Origin of the sequence: Thalassospira sp. MBR-102, from assembly GCF_040549275.1 — a bacterium.
Lineage (GTDB): Bacteria > Pseudomonadota > Alphaproteobacteria > Rhodospirillales > Thalassospiraceae > Thalassospira > Thalassospira xiamenensis.
In genome coordinates, this window is the sequence record NZ_JBEPTC010000022.1 from 1 (window position 1) to 19,552 (window position 19,552).

The window sequence follows — 19,552 nt, forward strand, 5'->3', positions numbered from 1 at the left end:
ATGACTTCAGTGGTTCGTTTGATTTGACGGTGACGGCGCAGTCGGCTGATGGTGACGATGTTGCGACGAGCAGCGGCACGATCACTGTTGATGTTACGGGTGTGGCGGATACGCCGACATTGGATGTCTCTGACACCAGTGGTTCGGAAGATTCTGCGATTGCACTCGATATTGACGCAGGCCTGACGGACAGCTCCGAAGTTCTAACCGTTACGATCAGTGGTGTGCCAGAAGGTGCGGCCTTATCTGCCGGTACCGATAACGGTGATGGCAGTTGGACTCTAAGTCCCGATCAGCTTGCAGGCCTGACGATTAACCCGTCGGATGATTTCTCCGGCAGCTTCGAGCTTGGTGTGACGGCAACGTCTGCCGATGGCGAAGATATCGCGACCACAACGGGCAGTATCACGGTTGACGTCACAGGTGTTGCCGATAAACCGACGCTTGATGCCGCAGATGCCTCTGGCTCGGAAGACAGCGCGATTGCACTGGATATCGATGCCGGTCTGACGGACAGCTCCGAAGTTCTCACCGTTACGATTAGTGGCGTGCCAGAAGGTGCAACCTTGTCGGCAGGTACGGATAACGGCGATGGCAGCTGGACCTTGTCGACGGTCGACCTCAACGGTCTGTCGATTACCCCGGCGGAGGACTTTAGTGGTTCATTTGATCTGACGGTGACCGCGCAGTCTGCGGATGGCAACGATGTTGCGACCACAACGGGCCGCATTACGGTTGATGTTGCAGGTGTTGCCGATGCTCCGACGCTGGAAGTTTCGGATGCATCTGGTAACGAAGATTCGGCCATTGCGCTCGATATTGACGCAGGCCTGACGGACAGCTCCGAAGTTCTGAGTGTCACGATCAGCGGCGTGCCGGAAGGTGCGACCTTGTCTGCCGGTACCGACAATGGTGATGGTAGCTGGACTCTGAGTTCCGATCAGCTTGCAGGCCTGACGATTACCCCGTCGGATGATTTCTCCGGCAGCTTCGAGCTTGGTGTGACGGCAACATCTGCCGATGGCGAAGATATCGAGACCACAACGGGCAGTATTACTGTTGATGTCGCAGGTGTCGCCGATGCGCCGACGCTGGAAGTCTCTGACACCCGTGGTTCAGAAGATTCTGCGATTGCGCTCGATATTGACGCAGGCCTGACGGACAGCTCCGAAGTTCTGAGTGTCACGATCAGCGGCGTGCCAGAGGGCGCGACCCTGTCAGCCGGTACCGATAACGGTGATGGCAGCTGGACTCTAAGTCCCGATCAGCTCGCAGGTCTGACGATCACACCAGCGGATGACTTCAGCGGATCGTTTGACCTGACGGTCACCGCGCAATCTGCGGATGGTGAAGATGTTGCGACGAGCAGCGGCACGATCACTGTTGATGTTGCAGGTATTGCCGATGTTCCGACGTTGGATGTCTCTGACACCCGTGGCTCGGAAGATTCTGCGATTGCACTCGACATTGACGCAGGCCTGACGGACAGCGGTGAAGTTCTAACCGTTACGATCAGTGGCGTGCCAGAAGGTGCCGCCTTGTCGGTTGGCACGGACAACGGTGACGGGACTTGGACCTTGTCGGCGGCTGACCTGAACGGTCTGACGATCACACCAGCGGATGATTTCAGCGGATCGTTTGATTTGACGGTGACGGCGCAGTCGGCTGATGGTGACGATGTTGCGACGAGCAGCGGCACGATCACTGTTGATGTTGCAGGTGTTGCCGATGAACCGACGTTGGATGTCTCTGATGCCAGTGGTTCAGAAGATTCGGCCATTGCGCTGGATATTGATGCTGGTCTCACGGACTCCAGCGAAGTTCTAACCGTTACGATCAGCGGCGTGCCAGAGGGCGCGACCCTGTCAGCCGGTACCGATAACGGTGATGGCAGTTGGACTCTAAGTCCCGATCAGCTTGCAGGCCTGACGATTACCCCGTCGGATGATTTCTCCGGTAGCTTCGAGCTTGGTGTGACGGCAACGTCTGCCGATGGCGAAGATATCGCGACCACAACGGGCAGTATTACTGTTGATGTTGCAGGTGTGGCAGATACGCCGACATTGGAAGTTTCTGATGCCAGTGGTTCGGAAGATTCGGCCATTACGCTCGACATTGACGCAGGCCTGACGGACAGGTCCGAAGTTCTAACCGTTACGATCAGCGGCGTGCCAGAAGGTGCGACCTTGTCTGCGGGTACAGATAACGGTGACGGCAGTTGGACACTGTCGGCGGCTGACCTGAACGGCCTGACGATCACACCAGCGGACGATTTCAGCGGATCGTTTGATCTGGCGGTCACCGCGCAATCTGCGGATGGCAGCGACATTGCGAACACAACAGGCAGCATTACGGTTGATGTTGCCGGTGTTGCCGATGCGCCGACACTTGATCTGTCTGATGCCAGTGGGGACGAGGGCAATGCTGTTGCGCTTGATATCGACGCAGGCCTGACGGACAGCAGTGAGACCCTGACGATTATCATCAGTGGTGTACCGGGCGGTGCGACCCTGTCTGCGGGGACCGATAACGGGAACGGTACCTGGACGCTGAGCCCGGCCCAGTTGAGTGGCCTGAGCCTGACCCCGGCAAGTGATTATTTCGGGACGTTCGAGCTGACGGTCTCGGCCCAGTCGCGTGATGGCAGCGATACCGCCACGACGACCGCGATCCTTCTGGTCACGATTGAGGAAGAAGCCGCCGATCCCAATGAAACCCGTTGGGGGTCGGAAGCAAGCGAGATGTTCCAGACCGGTTCCGGCAACGATACCATCGGCGCGGGTGGCGGTCATGACACCATCTGGACCAATGCGGGCAACGATACGATCTGGGCCGGGAACGGCAATGACGTCATTTATGCCGGTGACGGTGATGACAGCATCACCGGCGATGGGGGCAGCGATTATATCAATGCCGGTGCGGGCAATGACATCGTCCATGGTGGCGAGGGCACGAATACCATCTATGCCGGAGAGGGTAATGACTATGTCACCGGCGGCAGCGGCGATGACAAAATCCACGCCAGCGGTGGTGACAATATTGTCTATGCCAACGAAGGTACGAACACCGTTCAGACCGCTGAGGGCAACGACACCATCTATACCGGCAGCGGCCGGGACACCATTGTTGGGGGGGATGGCAACAACATCGTCAATGCAGGTGAAGGCGATAACCGCATCTGGACCGGGACCGGCAATGACACGATCCGTGTCGGAAGCGATGACGATTATATCGATGCCGGGGATGGCGACAACACGATCACGGGCGGCGAAGGCCGCAATACCATCCTTGGCGGCAGTGGCGATGACAGCATCACGACCGGCAGCGGTAAGGATACGGTCGCGTCTGGTGACGGCAATGATCGCATTGATGTTGGCGGCGGGGATAATACCGTATGGGGCGAGGGCGGCAACGACTCGATCCATGGCGGATACGGTGATGACACCTTCCTTGGCGGTGACGGTAACGACATCCTGAACGCGGACGGCGGATCGAACTATTTTGACGGCGGATCGGGCAACGATACCCTAACCACCGGCTGGGGGCGCGATACGCTGTATGGCGGATCGGGTGACGACACGATTGATGGCGGTGGCGACAGAGACCGTCTTTATGGTGACGATGGCAATGACACCCTGATTGGCGGTGCGGGGAAAGATACCCTGTCTGGTGGTGCCGGGAATGACATGCTGCTGGGTGGGGATGATGACGACACGCTGATTGGCGGCACCGGCGATGACCAGCTTTACGGTGGTGGCGGGTCGGATCTGTTTATTTTCAACATGGGTGACGGGGCGGACCATGTGGACGGTGGGGCCAATGGATGGACCACCGATACCATCGAATTGCATAGTGCCAATGGTGGCAATATCGATTCGAGTGACTGGACCCTGGTTCTGGATGAAGGCAGCATTACGAAATCGAAGCACAACTATATGGAACTCTCCACCGATTCGTCGGGAACCATTGTGTTTTCTGATGGAACCGAGTTGACATTTTCCAATGTCGAACGTATCGAGTGGTGACGAAAAGACGATTTGGATGCCGTCGGGACGCAATCTCGGCGGCATTGTCGGTTTTCTGGGGGAACTCACCCTGTCGCGATTGACAGCCATGGTGTGAAGTCCTATACAGCGGACCTCGAATTTTATCGGATTACCTTTATTAGAACGGAGTAAGTGCAGTGAAGCGCACCTACCAGCCAAGCAAACTCGTACGGAAACGCCGCCACGGCTTCCGTTCCCGCAGCGCGACCGTCGGTGGCCGCCGTGTGCTTACCGCACGCCGCGCCAAGGGCCGCAAGCGTCTGTCGGCCTAATGTTGTGACCGTTTCGGTGGAACGCTTGAAAAAGCGCGCAGAGTTTCTTCGCGTCGCAGGCACCCGCCGGAAATGGGTTACACAAGGATTGATCCTTCAGGGCGCTCCGCGTCCCGGGATCAAACCGGACACAGAATACGCCGGTGAAGATCGACTTGCACGAGTCGGGTTTACCGTCACCAAAAAGGTGGGCAAGGCCGTCGTTCGCAATCGCGTTCGGCGGCGTTTGCGTGCCGTGGCGGACCAATTGATGGCGGATATGGCATTGCCCGGTTGGGATTATGTCGTGATCGGTCGTCAGCAGACCATTGACCGGGATTTTGAAAAACTGGTTGATGATATGCGGTTTGCCCTGCGGCGTATTCCGGATGCCAAACCTTCCGCCCCCGATAGCCAGCGCCCCCGCAAGGGACGTGGATCAAGGCCCGGTGGTGCGACGAAGGCAGGAGACTCTGCTAAATGAGTAACCTTCCCGGATCGAATGTGGGCCCCTTGGCGCGTCTTCTTCAAATCGCGGTTCGCGGCTACCAGCTCTTTTTATCGCCCTATATCGGGTGGTCCTGCAGATATCAGCCGACCTGTTCGGCTTATATGATGGAGGCACTTGCCCGCCATGGGGCAATAAAAGGCGGCTGGATGGGTTTTAAACGGATAATGCGTTGCCATCCATGGGGTGGTCATGGTTATGATCCCGTGCCCGGATGTGGCTGTGAACAAAACAAAGCGCCGTCGGAGGATGAACTCCGGTTAACGGCGCTTTAGTCATGTAAATAGAATACCGGTCAGGCGTCTTGCGCCGCCGGACGAAAGCGGAAAGAGGCGATGAACGAACAACGTAACCTGTGGATTGCGATTGCAGCTTCGGTCGCAATCCTTGTCGGGTTCCAATTCTTTTTCGCTCCCGAACCTGCGCCGCAGGATCGAGAAGCGCAAGTTCGCGAACAACTTGACGTCAATGGCAATACTGCACCGCAGTCTGCCTCGAACGTGCCCAGCGTACCAGGTGGTGCTGCACCGGCGGCTCCGGTCGTCAACCGCGACGCAGCACTTGCAAAAGCTCCGCGTATCAAGATTGAAACCCCGCGCGTCGAGGGTTCGATCCGTCTGGTTGGTGGCGTGATTGACGACATCCAGTTGCAGGATTACCGCGAGACCGAAGAACCGGACAGCCCGCTGATCCACGTTCTGAACCCGACCGGTAGCGACAATGCATACTTCGCCGAATTCGGCTGGGTTGCCGCAGACAGGTCGGTCAGTGTTCCCAATAGCGACACCCAGTGGACGGCAAGCTCCAACGAGCTTACCCCGTCAAAACCGGTAACGCTGAGCTGGAACAACGGCAGCGGCCTGACCTTCAACCGCGAGATTTCGATCGACGACAATTATATGTTCTCGATCAAGCAGTCGGTGAAAAACGACAGCGGTTCGGACGTTACGCTGTATCCGTATGGCCTGATTTCGCGCAAGGGCAAGCCGACCACGGCAGGGTTCTATATCCTGCATGAAGGTCCGCTTGGCGTTATTGACGGCACCCTGACGGAAATCGATTATGACGATCTTGCCGAAGACGGTGCCGTGGAAAAGAAAACCACCGGCGGCTGGCTTGGCATTACCGACAAATACTGGCTGGTTGCTCTGGCACCGTCCTCGGACGAGGCCCTGACCACGCGTTTCAGCCACCATGTTGCCGAGAATTCCGACAAGTACCAGACGGATTATCTTGGTGCGGCCCGCACGGTTGCGGCCGGTTCCGAAGCCGCTTCGGAAACCCGTCTGTTTGCCGGTGCCAAGGAAGTGTCGCTTCTTGATCAGTATGCCAATGACTATGGTATTACGAATTTCGACCTCGCGATTGATTTCGGCTGGTTCTACTTCCTGACCAAACCGTTCTTCCTGTTCCTGCAGTGGCTGAACCATCTGGTGGGCAACTTCGGCGTTTCCATCCTGATCTTCACGGTCCTTGTGAAGGCGGTGATGTATCCGCTGGCCAACAAGTCGTACAAATCCATGAGTGCGATGAAGAAACTGCAGCCGCAAATCACCAAGATGCGCGAGCAGTTCAAGGATGACCGTCAGCGTCAGCAGCAGGAAATGATGGCGCTTTACAAGCGCGAAAAGATCAACCCGGCATCGGGTTGCCTGCCGATCGTGGTTCAGATTCCGGTGTTCTTCGCACTTTACAAGGTGCTGTTCGTGAACATCGAAATGCGTCACGCACCGTTCTTTGGCTGGATTCAGGACCTTTCGGCACCGGATCCGACCTCGCTGTTCAATCTGTTTGGCCTGATCCCGTGGGATCCGCCGCAGATGCTGATGATCGGTGTATGGCCGCTGATCATGGGGGTCACCATGTTCCTGCAGCAGAAACTGAACCCGGCACCGGCTGATCCGACGCAGGCCAAGATCATGATGTTCCTGCCGCTGATCTTTACCTTCATGCTGGCAAGTTTCCCGGCGGGTCTTGTGATCTACTGGGCATGGAACAACCTGCTGTCGATCGCACAACAGCGTTACATCATGTACAAAATGGGGATTTGATCCCCATCCTCTCCGCGGGGCGGGCAACCGTCCCCGCGGGGCTCAAGGAACGACAATGACCGAAGAAAAATTGCCATCGGCAACTGCAATCCCGACATTTGAATCGGCTCAGATCGAAGCCGGGCGGAAACTGTTTTCCCGCCCGGTTACTTTCATGTTGGGGGTGGCGCAACTTGAACAGTTGCCCCCCGAAGACAAGATCGAAATCTGCCTTGCCGGGCGGTCCAATGTGGGAAAATCCAGCCTTTTTAATGCCATAACCGGTCGCAAGGATATGGCCCGGACGTCGAACACGCCCGGCCGTACCCAGCAGCTGAACTATTTCGATCTGGATGGGGCGCTTAATATCGTCGATCTGCCGGGCTATGGATTTGCCAAGGCCCCCAAGGATATCGTCGATACATGGCAGAATGTGATCAAGCAATATCTGCGCGGACGGGTCACGTTGCGGCGCGTGTTTGTTTTGATCGATTCCCGGCACGGCTTCATGAAAGCCGATCTTGAAATGATGAAGATGCTGGATGAAGCCGCCGTGTCTTATCAGATCGTTCTGACCAAGGCCGACAAGCTTAAAAAAGGCCAGATGGAAAAACGCATTCGCGAAGTGGTCGAAGCGGTGAAAAAACACCCCGCCGCCCTGTCGCAGCTTTTTGCGACATCAAGCGAAAAAGGCACCGGCCTTGAAGCGCTTCGCGCAGAAATCGCAACGCTGCTATAATCACCCGATAGCGCTCGTATAACATTGGGGAGAAGACATGAACGAAGAAGTCCGTTCTGAAGAAGAAAGCTCGGAATCCAACGCTTACCGGACATTGGCACGCGCCAAGGTCCTGTCCGAGGCTCTTCCCTATATGCGACGCTATAACGGTCAGACGATCGTGGTTAAATATGGCGGGCATGCCATGGGGGACCCGGAACTGGCCCGCCTGTTTGCCCAGGATATGGTGTTGTTAAAGCAGGTCGGCATGAACCCGATTGTGGTTCATGGCGGCGGTCCGCAGATCGGCCAGATGCTCAAGGAACTTAACATCCAGTCCGAATTCGTTGATGGCCTTCGCGTGACCGATCAGCAGACCATTGACGTTGTCGAAATGGTTCTGGCTGGCAAGATCAACAAGGAAATCGTTTCGAACATCAACCGTGCCGGGGGTGTCAGCGTTGGTCTGTGTGGCAAGGATGCCCATCTGATCAAGGCGCGCAAACTTCAACGCACCAAGCGCGATCCCGAAAGCAATATCGAGAAGGTCCTTGATCTGGGCTTTGTCGGTGAACCGGTCGAGGTCAATCCGCATGTGCTTGATTGCTTCATCAATACCGACATTATTCCGGTAATTGCACCGATAGGGGTTGGTGAAGACGGTCAGACATACAATATCAATGCTGATACGGCTGCTGGTGCCATTGCACAGGCTGTCGGTGCCCGTCGCCTTTATATGCTGACTGATGTCAAAGGTATCCTTGATGCCGACAAGCAACTGGTGCGTGACGCGGATATCGACAGTATCAATGCAATGATTGCCGATGGCACGATCCAGGGCGGTATGATCCCGAAAACGGAAACCTGCATGGATGCAGTCCGCAATGGGGTCGAGGCCGCGGTAATCGTCGATGGTCGTGCACCGCATGCGGTCCTGCTTGAACTCTTCACCGAACGCGGGGCCGGTACAATGATCCGGAGCAGCTGATTTAAGTCCTTTCGGCTGTAGATCACCGAGTGATTACCATTATGGATGCGTGGCTGAGGCCCGCGGATTAGGCTAAGTTCCTTGCGAACAGGATGCCTCCGCGGGCTCAGGCTCTCTGAAATATGATGGGCAATCAACAGGTGGAGTACCGTTGTGACAGCGACGGATCATTATGTCTCAAAACACTGGGATTATGCCAAGGCAACGCTGGATGCTTTGCGCGATCACGGGCTGCGTCCGACACCCGAACTTTACCATGTCTGGTTCGTTTATTACGCCGAAGAAAACCCGGAAATCCTCCGCGTGATTGATGCTGTCAAAGCAACCGGCGAGACGATTGGCGAAGAAACGCTGCTGCAACTTTACTACCGCTATATCTTTGACCGGCAGGCGGCTGATTTTCTTCAGCGCGGCATGGAAGATTTTTCCGATGTTGTCGAAAATAGCGATGCCAGCCTTACAAATACCCGCGACGAGCTGCGTGTTTACAGCGATGTGCTGGGTAAGGCGGAAACATCCCTTAAAACCGGTGAAAAGGCCGACGAAGTCATTCACAATGTGGTCCTGCATACCGGACGGATGCAGACGACTGTCGAAAGCCTGCATGAGCAGCTTGGCGACTATCTGAAGACAATCGCCCATCTGCAACGTGAACTGCATGAAACCCGCGAACGATCCTACACCGATGGCCTGACCCGTGTTTCCAATCGCATGCATTTCGAGGAAGTCCTGGCCAGTTGCTGCGTCGAGTTTGATAGCGGGAACATTGACGAACCATTTTGCGTGATGATGGTCGATCTTGATCAGTTCAAGGCGGTGAACGACAAATACGGCCATCGGATCGGCGATGAAATCCTTGTTCTGATTGCGTCCATGATCAAAGCCAATACCAAGGGGCGGGATCTGGTGGCGCGCTATGGCGGGGACGAGTTTGCAATCCTGCTGCCACAAACACCGCTCAGGGATGCGATGATGCTGGCCGATGATATGAGCAAGCGGATTGCCGCCCGCGAGGTGCGCGCCAAATCAAGCGGGACGTCATTCGGTCACATGACCGTTTCGGTCGGTGTGGCCGAATATGTTAAGGGCGAAGGGGCCGCCAAGGTCGTTGATCGCGCGGATAGTGCGCTCTATCGGGCCAAGAGGGATGGCCGCAATCGCAATTTCGCCGCCGAATAGAATTCCGTCCGTGCTTGATGCATGTGTGCCATGAACCGGCCAGACTTGCATTAAAACTGCTAAAAGCGTATGTAACCAGCGCCCGGCAAGGCGATTGAGCTTGCCGGACTTTCCGTACTGGCAGCAGGCAAATCATTGGCTGGCGCCGACGGAAGTGTTTTCCAAACCGGAATGGATCATTAAAAGGGCGAGCATGACAGAGCCGCGCGTCGTTACATTTGGTTGTCGCCTGAACACCTATGAATCCGAGGTGATGCGCGACCATGCCAAAAATGCCGGTCTTGATGATGCGATCATCATCAATACATGCGCGGTTACGACCGAGGCAGAACGCCAGGCCCGCCAAAGCATCCGTCGCCTGCGTCGTGAAAACCCCAATGCCAAGATTTTCGTGACCGGCTGCGCTGTTCAGGTCAATCCCGACAAATTCGCCAAAATGACCGAGATCGACCGTATCTTTGGCAACGATGCCAAGATGAAGGCCGAAACCTTCCTGATGCCCGAACATGAACGTGTTGTCGTCAATGACATCATGTCGGTCGAGGAAACCGCAAGCCATCTGGTTTCAGGCTTCGAAGGCCGCGCACGCGCCTTTGTGCAGGTCCAGAACGGCTGTGATCATCGCTGCACATTCTGCATCATCCCGTTTGGTCGCGGCAATTCGCGCAGCGTGCCCATGGGCGAGATTGTAACCCAGGTGCGCGAACTGGTCGCCAACGGTTACGGCGAAGTGGTTCTGACCGGGGTGGATATCACCTCCTATGGTCATGATCTGCCGGGCAAGCCGACATTGGGGCAGATGGCACGCCGTCTTCTGGCCCAGGTGCCCGAACTGCCGCGCCTGCGGATTTCATCGATTGACCCGGTCGAGGTCGACGAGGATATCTTCCGCCTGATCGAAACCGAACCACGCCTGATGCCCCATATGCATATCAGCCTTCAGGCAGGTGACGACATGGTGCTCAAACGCATGAAACGTCGCCATCTGCGTCAGGATGTCATCGATTTCTGTGACAAGGTCCGCGCACTTCGCGCCGATGTGACCTTCGGGGCCGATATCATTGCCGGTTTCCCGACCGAAACCGATGAAATGGCGGAAAATACCCTGCGTCTTGTCGATGAATGCGGGTTGATTTACCTGCATGTGTTCCCCTATTCCGCCCGTCCGGGAACACCGGCGGCCCGTATGCCCCAGGTGCCCAAGGATATCCGCAAGGAACGCGCCGGCGCGCTTCGTGATGCCGGTGAAATTCAGTTGAACAATTTCCTGAAATCACGCATCGGCCTGACCGAAAATGTGTTGGTGGAAAAGGAAAATACCGGACATACGGAGCATTTTGCTCCCGTTACGCTCGATCGCGTGATAGAACCGGGCACGATTGCAAAGGCCAAAGTCATTGGCGTTGAAGACGGAAAATTGAAAGCGGAGCTTGCGGGATGAGTGAAGAGGGGAAAAAAAGCTGGTTTGCCCGACTGAAAGACGGGTTGAAACGCTCCTCCTCGAAACTGACCACCGGGATTGCAGATATCTTCACCAAGCGCCGTCTGGATGATGATGCGCTTGAGGAATTCGAAGATCTGCTGATCACATCCGATCTGGGTGTCACCACGGCGGCAAAACTGGGCGCAGAATTGTCGCGCACCCGTTTCGACAAGGAAGTCGATCCCGCCGAGATTCAGGAATTCATCGCCACCGAAGTCGCCAAAATCCTTGAACCCGTGGCAAAGCCGCTGGTGATTGATGCGACCAGAAAGCCCCATGTGATCCTTGTGGTTGGCGTTAATGGATCGGGCAAAACCACCACAATCGGAAAACTTGCCAAAACCTATCGCGATCAGGGGCTTAAGGTCATGATGGCGGCGGGCGATACATTCCGTGCCGCTGCTGTTGAACAGCTCAAAGTCTGGGGCGAACGGACCGGATGCCCGGTGATTGCGCGTGATACCGGTGCCGATGCCGCCGGGCTTGCCTTTGATGCGATTGATCAGGCCAAGCGCGAAGGTTATGACCTTTTGCTGATCGATACGGCCGGGCGTTTACAGAACAAGGCGCATCTGATGGACGAACTTAAAAAGATCGTCCGTGTCATTCACAAGCGCGATGAAACCGCCCCGCATGATACGTTGCTGGTGCTTGATGCCACCACCGGACAGAATGCCCATTCCCAGGTCGAAGTCTTTTCCGAGGCAACCAATGTCACCGGCCTGATCGTGACCAAGCTGGATGGCACGGCAAAGGGCGGCGTTGTTGTCGCACTGGCCGAAAAATTTGCCAAACCGGTTCATGCAATCGGGGTGGGCGAAAGTGCCGAGGATCTTCGCCCGTTTGAGGCCAAATCATTTGCCCGCAGTCTGGCCGGGCTCGAAGACTGAGCCGCCAGACATCAAATCAGAAAAAGGCGGGGGAAATCCCGCCTTTTCTATGCCTGGAATTCATCCAGACTTTGCTGCAAATCACCGATAAGCTCCTTCATATCCTTAAGGGGCGCGGATATGTCGCCCGGAATATCGTCAAGAGCACATAGATCAAGTGTCTTTCCGAGTTCTACGGACTGGTTTTTCAGACCGCGTGCAAGGCGCATATCGGCATCGGGCAGCATCCATGACATCGCCCGGTCACGTAACTGTTCCAGACTGTGCAGATCCGGATCGGGGGACGATGTCGGCAGGCCATAGGGCCGAAGGGCCAGTTCAAGGCGGCGATTGATGTCACGCAGGCGATTGGCGGTATCGTGGCAGATCGCCTTCATCTTGTTGTCTGTGGCCATGGGGTAGATGGCCGATAGCCGCAAAGAAAGGTCAAGCGCATCAAGGGCAGCGTCGTTGACGATTTCCTGATCCTGAAACGATGCCGTGCGGTCCGTCTCGCCGTGAAAGGCGTTGGGGGCGAAAACCGGAAGAACCTTGGCCTCCAGGGTGAAGTGCGCAGGCAACTGGCTTATGATTTCGCCGTCGGCCAGAATGGGTTCACCTTCGCCACCTTCAAGGCGTATGTCGTCGCATTCCTGACTGATCGCATATGAACTGTCATCAACAGAGCCAAACAGCAATTCAGCCGCAATATCCATGCCCGACAATGTGTCGACATTGGCCTGAATGGCAAACATGTGAAGTTTGCCGTCATCAAGGCGTTTGTTTTCGCGCGGACGCAAACCGCCGCCAAAATACTGGCCATTGGTAACCGTCAGCTGGCGCAGTTTCAGATTTCTTGCCGGATTGTCGCCACAGGTCACACTCAGTTCCAGTGGCTTCATGTCGTTCCAGCTTTGCCAGTTGGCTACCGCATAGCTGATGGCCCCGGTCCAGCGTTTCAGATCCGGGTCAATGCGTTTTCGGGCATCGGCGGGGACGCCGATACTGGCCGCATTGACAAAGCTTTTGCCATTGACCCGCCCGATATCAAGCATGGCAATCTGGCCATTGATTGCCGCGCGCGCGGCCTGAAGGATGTCATCGGGGATATACAGGCTGCGGGCAAAATCGTTTGCCGTGCCAAGCGGCAGGGGAACCATCACCACGCCCGCCTTGATCACGGTATCGATAACCGCATTGATCGTTCCATCACCGCCGCCGATCACGACAATATCGCCCCGTTCGCAGGACGTATTGATGAAATCATTCATGGCGACGGGATCGTCACACAGTTCCAGTTCGGCCCGATAACCGGCATCCTCGAAAATGGCCCGCAATGGTTCTGCACCATTGTCCCGCCATGCGTCGGGCACCTTGTGGCGTGTCAGAAGGATGCAAACCTTGCCTGTCAACTCGGTCGATTTCACCTTGATGCCTCCAAAACGGGTGCGGGACTTGCTGTCTGTTTACCATGCTCAGACAGAACGGCAAGATTGAGACACAAAACCGGCGCCAATCTGGCGCCGGTTTTGTAACATGTGATTTAGGAAATGGTTGCGCGAAGCATCCATGCCGCTTCTTCGTGAACGCCAATGCGTTCCGTCAGAAGGTCGGCGGTCTTGACGTCCTCTGCCGCTTCGGCCTCTGCAACACCTTCGCGCAACAGGCGCGATACGCTATCGTGGTCTTCGACCAGTTCCTTGACCATGTCATTGGCCGGAAGAAGTTTGGTCTGATCCTTGACCACGGAATGTTCCATCATTTCCGCAAGGCCGGTGGGGGCCTGGAAGCCGATTGCACGAATGCGTTCTGCCATATCGTCAATCGCTTCGTTCAGGTCCTCATATTGCTCTTCGGTCATTTTATGCAGCGAATAGAAGGCCGGACCAACCACGTTCCAGTGAACCCCGCGAATTTTGGCATACAGTACGTGCGACGAGCCAATGATCTTGGTCAGCATCTTGGCCAGTTCGCGACGGTCTTTGCGGTCGACGCCGGTTTTGACCGGAAATTCTTTCGCAACGCTCTGCATACTGCTGTGTGCCATTTTTAACTCCTGTATTTCTTTATAACGTTCTGTCGCTCTGACCCCGACCCCGTTATTGGCGGCCGGGCATATCCCGAACGCATGCCCCAAAAACGTCACCCGAAAGCAAAGGTTCCAGAAAATAAAATCGGAATAATTGGAACATTCTTTTGGATCACCCGTTTGAATGGGCAAGCAGTGCGAAAGAAAAAGCGCTGTTGTTTAATAACCAGGAGGTTGTGATGCTGAATAAAACTGTTCTTATGGCTGGTACTATTATGATGTCTGTTGCCGTGACTGCACCGGCTTATGCAGATGCATCGAAAAGCTCGGATCAGACAGGCACGATGGCAACCGATGACGCGATGAAATCGGACGCCAACAAAATGGCTGATAAGGCCGAGGCCGGCTATGAAGATGCCAAAGATTTCACCTATGAAGAAAAGAACGAATTTCTTGCCTGGGTTGAAGAAAAATCCAATCAGCTTGGCGAGAAATACGATGAAGTATCCGCAAATGTCAGCGAGGAAAGCGAAGACGCTGTGGATGAACTTGCAGAAGCTTGGGACGGCGCCAGTGAAAATCTGAACGAGGCGTATGAAGAAACCAAGGATGCATCGGCTGATACCTGGGAAACCATGAAGGCCAAAACCCTTGAGGCTCTCAACAATGCTGAGCAGGCGCTCTCGGATGATCATGCCACCGAATAAGACATCACAACCTTGACTCGGTGATGTGGTGTTCCGGGTGTCCGCGGCCCGCCCTTTAACGTGAAGGGCGGGCCGCTTTACGTTTGACGATGTTCAGTCAGAGGCATCTATGGAAAAAGAAGACAAAAGCCAAAACCAAAACCAAAACAATAAAGGTCTTGTCGGATGGTGGCGTGTCTGGCAGCAGCGTCTGGAAAAACTGGCCGCCGGTCGTAAAGGACTTGGCGGCATTGCGGTGGCTTCATTTCTTGAAACCACGATTATTCCCATTCCGATTGAAATCCTGATTGCGCCAATCATGGCAGCATCGCGCAGGCGCGGTGTGATTGTTGCGACCGTTACATTGCTTGGCAGCGTTGCCGGTGCGGTTTTCCTGTATTTGATTGCCTACGGCCTGTCGGGCGAGCTTATCCAGCCGATCATTGAAACAGCTGGCGGGCAGCAGGAATTCCAGAAGGTCGAACAACAATTCGAAGAAGGCGGGTTCTGGGTTGTCTTTGCAATCAGTATCGCGCCGATACCCATGCAGCTTGCCGCTCTGGCGGCCGGGGCGACGACATATCCTTTCTGGCTGTTTCTTGTCGCCATCGGGATATCGCGTGCCTTGCGCTACTATGGTTTGTGGTTGCTGGTTCTTGGTTTCGGTGTCGGGATCGCCCGTCTTTTCGAGGGCAAGAAACCTGACAGGCTTGAAAAGGCCGAGAAAGGTGATTCGGTTTAATCCGAAAACACGCAAAATCGAGATAGAAATAACAAAGCCCGGCTATTTGCCGGGCTTTTTTCAGAGATATTGAAAAAAAATCTCTTCGGACTATTCCGCTTCAATCCGGAAATCGGTGGTGGTTTTCCCTTCGGTTTCCGGATCTTCGACATCCTCGGAGACCAAGCCGCGGCGAATCAGTTCACGAATGGCTGCTGCCCGGGTTGGCATACGATGCTCAAATCGCCAATCGTCGATGAACTTCAGCTCATCGTCGTCGAGCATAATCTGAAGCTTTTCAGTTCGTTTCGAGGTTGACACTCGTGGGCCCTCATTAAGTTCAGACGTTCTAGGGTGCGTCTGAAACCATTGATACGCAACGTGTTCAGAAATTTTGGAGTAACTTACGTTACCTCCGTTTTCTACATATTACAACCAGGTTCCTGAACTGAACCAGTCAACGCAACCTGATCAAGTAATGTAAAGTAATGATTAAATGTTATCTGCGTATAATGATCATATTAATGTGGTTATGTTTGTTGAGCTTGTTGTTGTTGTTAATGATTTGAAGCAGGTTCATTGTATTGCCTAAGTGAACCATACGATTTTACTTTAAATAATATTTTCTTTTGTTACGGTGGGGACATCCAAAAACGGAGGTTGTGATGTCTGATCAAGTTATGAACGAAATTGAAGATCACGTTCCCGCTCTGCGTCGCCATGCTTATCGGCTGACCAGCAGCATGGACCGTGCACAGGATCTCGTGCAGGACACCTTGCTGAAAGCCATCAGCAAAAAAGATCAGTTTGAAGAAGGCACCAGCCTTAAAGCCTGGTTGCACCGGATTCTGTTCAACACATTCATTTCGGGCAAACGTCGGGAGAAAACCCGCGGGCATCATGTCGACTGGGATGATCTGGGCGATGTCTATGGACATGGCAGTAATCAGATGGCCCGTTTGCAGTTGCGTGATGCCGATCGTATCCTTGGTGAACTTCCTGAACAGGAACGTCAGGCGATCCTTTTGACGGCTGTTGATGAAGTTTCCTATCAGGACGCCGCCGACCAGATGAATGTCGAGATTGGCACGGTCAAATCCCGTGTAGGTCGCGCACGCCGGAAGCTGCGTTCTTCCGTCGGCCGTATCGAAGCCCGGGAACACGCATCGCGGTTCGTGGGGGAGGCAGCCTAATGACCCATGTGCTTGCTGTTTACGGCAAGGACGACATCGTAAGTTACGTGCACGGATCCATTGACGATGAAGACAAGGGCGATATCGAAGATCTTGTCCAATCGGATCCGCGCGCCGCAGGAATTGTCCGTGATTTCGAAAAAGATCATTTAAGTGACGGAAAGACAGTTGATCTCCTGCGTTACCGTCGTCTTAAAAAATTGAAGTCTCTGGCTTCTGGTGCCGGTCTCCTGCATGAGTGATGCGTTAAATGCAATAGTGCATTGAAGCGAAAATTTATTGACTTTGTTGACCAACGGTCAGATAAATTATGCATCGGAGTTGATCGTCTTTTCCCTCAACGTCTAAGGCCCTTCTCCGAAATCGGCCGGAACCTCTTGGTTTCGGCCCTTTTTTTGTCTTGATGCTGCCTTGCCTGCGATGAGGCCGCGAATCGATGATTTCCATCCCCGCGTCGGGATGAGTTTCGCGTCATGGTTATGAGCCATGCATCAAAACTGTCATTTGGATTTTTTGAAAATAATCCCGACATATATGTCTGGCATGTTTCCGTGTGGCCCGGCTTTATGCGCCTCCGGCACAATCGGTATCCCAACTTTGCGTAACGGATCCGCCGTTTTGATGTTCGGCCATGCATGAATTGGGGGTTGCCAGAGGCAAGGCTAGCGGTGATAAATCTCTCGCTCAATACAACAATAAGAAAAAGGAGCAACTTATTATGGTATCCGACGTCCACGGATCGGTCCGCGATCTGTTTGAATTTACTGACGCCGAAAAGGCAATTGCCCGTATCAAGGAAATTTATACGACGGGTGCGGAATCTGTTCGCGAAGCCTTCACCCGCTTTGGAAACGGTCAACAATCCTCGCCTGTGCGCGCCTATTACCCGTATCTCGGGATCGAGGTGCCGCCCGAGAAATTGCATGTCGAAAGCACACTGTCCTACGGTGCGCCGCGTGACCCCGGCATTTATGGCACGACTCTGACGCGCCCGGACCTGTTTGAACAATATTACCGTGAACAGATCGAACTTCTGCTGAAAAACCACGATGTGCCGGTCGTCGTTGGTGTGTCGGATCGCCCGATTCCATTGCCGTTTCTTGTTGAAACCGCAACCGACAATATCGGCCCGACCGACATCCGACAGCTTCAGATGATCTTTGACATGCCCGATCTGGCGCGCACCGATGATGATATCGCCAATGGTGTGCATTACGGCATTACCGAAGGGCCAAAGCCCTTGTCGCTGTTTTCCGGCGAACGTGTTGACTACTCGCTGGCGCGTTTGCGGCACTATACCGCGACACTGCCGGAACATTTCCAGAAATTCGTGCTGTTCACCAACTATCAGCGCTATGTCGACGAATTCATCGAATTCGCCAAGCTCCAGCTTGAAGATCCCCAAAGCCCCTATGTCGCCTTTGTCGAACCAGGCCCGAAAGTCCATGTTCGCAAAGACGCGCCAAAGGGCTGGGGCGAAAGCGGCGAACCGGTCGCACAATTGCCGCAGATGCCGTCCTATCACCTGATCCGTGAAGACGGGCTTGGGGTGACGTTGGTGAATATCGGCGTTGGTCCGTCAAATGCCAAAACCGCAACCGACCATATTGCCGTTCTGCGCCCGCATTGCTGGTTGATGCTGGGCCATTGTGCCGGTCTTCGGCGCAGCCAGCTTCTTGGCGATTATGTTCTGGCTCATGGTTATGTGCGCGATGATCATGTGCTCGACTCCGATTTGCCGCTCTGGATTCCGGTGCCCCCGATTGCAGAGGTGCAGGTCGCCCTTGCCAATTCGGTGGCCAAGATCACCGGTCTTAAAGGGCGCGAAATGAAGGCCCGCATGCGGACCGGGACCGTGGCGACCACGGATAACCGGAACTGGGAACTGCGTTACAGCGAATTGTTTGTCCGCCTGAACCAGTCGCGGGCGATTGCGGTGGATATGGAAAGCGCCACGATTGCCGCCAACGGTTTCCGTTTCCGTGTGCCTTACGGCACGTTGCTGTGTGTTTCCGATAAACCGGTGCACGGCGAACTGAAACTGCCGGGCATGGCCAACAACTTCTATCGCCAGCGTATCGGTCAACACCTCCAGGTCGGTCTTGATACCATCGATACCCTGCGAAACGAGGTCAACCAGCTGCATTCGCGCAAACTGCGTTCCCTTGACGAGCCGGCCTTCCGCTAGGTTATCCTGACATTCACGAGAACGCCCGTTGCCTCACGGCGGCGGGCGTTTCAGACCGCTGACACAGCCCTCCCAACCTGATCGTCATTCCGTTTCGATGGGATGTGGATTCCGGCTCTGCGCCCCGAATGACGATTTGACCAACCGCCCGGCTAATCCCGCCAGCCAACCAACCCCGGACCGCTGACAAAGCATTGTCAACCTGATCGTCATTCCCGCGACGGCAGGAATCCAGTCTCTTTCAACGGGGCATGGATTCCGGGTCTGCGCTTCGCTGCGCCCGGAATGACAGTTTTGATCAATCGCCAAACGCCACCAACCAGAGGGGCCGCGAACCGAACCCTGCTGCCTCGAACAAACGCTGCTCGCTCCCGGTTGCCCCAAAACACACCTCACCCCAAGGGCAACGGCGTTGCGGCATGGCAGACACACAAATCCCGCCATCTATCACCGGCCTTTCGGCATCTCCGAACGCACCATCGGCCCGCTGGCAACCGATCCCGCAGTCGCTCCGGGCAAACCGATCCAATCCCGCCAAGCCAAGCCCGTTGCCCCCGGCATTGCCAAACGCCACCAACCGCACCCCGGACGGACCCCGCTGCCCTGAACAAGCACCCGCCGCCCTCGGTTGACGCCGCAAACGCACCTCACCCCAAGGGCCAC

19 protein-coding genes are annotated in these 19,552 nt (G+C 55.1%); 15 read left to right on the forward strand and 4 right to left on the reverse strand.

Annotated elements, in window-relative coordinates:
• The 10 genes from ABIE64_RS22390 to ftsY all read left to right on the forward strand — a co-directional run.
• The coding region (locus ABIE64_RS22390) for a beta strand repeat-containing protein (RefSeq protein WP_354378672.1) at window positions 1-4,025 on the forward strand (4,025 nt) is incomplete at its 5' end.
• Between the two features lie 158 nt (window positions 4,026-4,183).
• Entirely contained in the window at window positions 4,184-4,318 is a 135-nt protein-coding gene (gene rpmH, locus ABIE64_RS22395; RefSeq protein WP_007091264.1) for a 50S ribosomal protein L34, read from the forward strand.
• 16 nt (window positions 4,319-4,334) lie between these two features.
• Window positions 4,335-4,781: a ribonuclease P protein component gene (gene rnpA, locus ABIE64_RS22400; RefSeq protein WP_230729395.1), complete on the forward strand. Its 447-nt coding sequence runs from the start codon at window positions 4,335-4,337 to the stop codon at window positions 4,779-4,781.
• Window positions 4,778-5,080 (forward strand): membrane protein insertion efficiency factor YidD, encoded by a 303-nt coding sequence (yidD, locus tag ABIE64_RS22405; protein ID WP_062950731.1) that lies wholly within the window; start codon window positions 4,778-4,780, stop codon window positions 5,078-5,080. Before rnpA ends, yidD begins: the two co-directional genes overlap by 4 nt.
• 60 nt (window positions 5,081-5,140) lie before the next feature.
• Window positions 5,141-6,856 carry a membrane protein insertase YidC gene (gene yidC / locus ABIE64_RS22410; protein ID WP_007091261.1) on the forward strand — a complete coding sequence of 572 codons (1,716 nt, stop codon included), beginning with the start codon at window positions 5,141-5,143 and terminating at the stop codon, window positions 6,854-6,856.
• Between the two features lie 55 nt (window positions 6,857-6,911).
• Window positions 6,912-7,574, forward strand: a complete 663-nt coding sequence (gene yihA, locus ABIE64_RS22415; RefSeq protein WP_007091260.1) for a ribosome biogenesis GTP-binding protein YihA/YsxC — start codon at window positions 6,912-6,914, stop codon at window positions 7,572-7,574.
• Window positions 7,575-7,611: 37 nt separating this feature from the next.
• Window positions 7,612-8,541: an acetylglutamate kinase gene (argB, locus tag ABIE64_RS22420; RefSeq protein ID WP_007091259.1), complete on the forward strand. Its 930-nt coding sequence runs from the start codon at window positions 7,612-7,614 to the stop codon at window positions 8,539-8,541.
• 153 nt (window positions 8,542-8,694) lie between these two features.
• Entirely contained in the window at window positions 8,695-9,720 is a 1,026-nt protein-coding gene (locus ABIE64_RS22425) for a GGDEF domain-containing protein (protein WP_354378673.1), read from the forward strand.
• Window positions 9,721-9,913: 193 nt separating this feature from the next.
• Entirely contained in the window at window positions 9,914-11,161 is a 1,248-nt protein-coding gene (gene mtaB, locus ABIE64_RS22430; protein WP_037991680.1) for a tRNA (N(6)-L-threonylcarbamoyladenosine(37)-C(2))-methylthiotransferase MtaB, read from the forward strand.
• Window positions 11,158-12,093: a signal recognition particle-docking protein FtsY gene (ftsY, locus tag ABIE64_RS22435; RefSeq protein WP_354378674.1), complete on the forward strand. Its 936-nt coding sequence runs from the start codon at window positions 11,158-11,160 to the stop codon at window positions 12,091-12,093. Before mtaB ends, ftsY begins: the two co-directional genes overlap by 4 nt.
• A 47-nt stretch (window positions 12,094-12,140) precedes the next feature.
• Here ftsY and ABIE64_RS22440 read toward each other — a convergent pair whose 3' ends face one another.
• A complete protein-coding gene (locus ABIE64_RS22440) occupies window positions 12,141-13,499 on the reverse strand; it encodes a diacylglycerol/lipid kinase family protein (RefSeq protein ID WP_354378675.1) in 1,359 nt (452 codons plus the stop codon).
• Window positions 13,500-13,615: 116 nt separating this feature from the next.
• Entirely contained in the window at window positions 13,616-14,119 is a 504-nt protein-coding gene (locus ABIE64_RS22445) for a Dps family protein (RefSeq protein WP_037991679.1), read from the reverse strand.
• Between the two features lie 149 nt (window positions 14,120-14,268).
• On the opposite strand from ABIE64_RS22445, the gene ABIE64_RS22450 reads away from it, so the two are divergent.
• Complete coding sequence (locus tag ABIE64_RS22450) at window positions 14,269-14,808, forward strand: hypothetical protein (protein WP_037991674.1); 540 nt, start codon at window positions 14,269-14,271, stop codon at window positions 14,806-14,808.
• A gap of 109 nt (window positions 14,809-14,917) precedes the next feature.
• Window positions 14,918-15,529 (forward strand): YqaA family protein, encoded by a 612-nt coding sequence (locus ABIE64_RS22455; RefSeq protein ID WP_354378676.1) that lies wholly within the window; start codon window positions 14,918-14,920, stop codon window positions 15,527-15,529.
• Between the two features lie 90 nt (window positions 15,530-15,619).
• Here ABIE64_RS22455 and ABIE64_RS22460 read toward each other — a convergent pair whose 3' ends face one another.
• The gene (locus ABIE64_RS22460; protein ID WP_007091251.1) at window positions 15,620-15,793 is read right to left on the reverse strand and encodes a hypothetical protein; all 174 of its coding nucleotides are present in this window, start codon (window positions 15,791-15,793) and stop codon (window positions 15,620-15,622) included.
• 380 nt (window positions 15,794-16,173) lie between these two features.
• On the opposite strand from ABIE64_RS22460, the gene ABIE64_RS22465 reads away from it, so the two are divergent.
• From ABIE64_RS22465 to ABIE64_RS22475, 3 genes are all read left to right on the forward strand, one after another.
• Window positions 16,174-16,701 carry a sigma-70 family RNA polymerase sigma factor gene (locus tag ABIE64_RS22465; protein WP_007091250.1) on the forward strand — a complete coding sequence of 176 codons (528 nt, stop codon included), beginning with the start codon at window positions 16,174-16,176 and terminating at the stop codon, window positions 16,699-16,701.
• Window positions 16,701-16,943 carry a hypothetical protein gene (locus ABIE64_RS22470; RefSeq protein WP_007091249.1) on the forward strand — a complete coding sequence of 81 codons (243 nt, stop codon included), beginning with the start codon at window positions 16,701-16,703 and terminating at the stop codon, window positions 16,941-16,943. Before ABIE64_RS22465 ends, ABIE64_RS22470 begins: the two co-directional genes overlap by 1 nt.
• Window positions 16,944-17,419: 476 nt before the next feature.
• Window positions 17,420-18,889: an AMP nucleosidase gene (locus ABIE64_RS22475; RefSeq protein WP_354378677.1), complete on the forward strand. Its 1,470-nt coding sequence runs from the start codon at window positions 17,420-17,422 to the stop codon at window positions 18,887-18,889.
• A gap of 298 nt (window positions 18,890-19,187) precedes the next feature.
• Here ABIE64_RS22475 and ABIE64_RS22480 read toward each other — a convergent pair.
• Window positions 19,188-19,552, reverse strand: a 365-nt coding sequence (locus ABIE64_RS22480) for a hypothetical protein (protein ID WP_354378678.1), incomplete at its 5' end; no start/stop codon positions are given.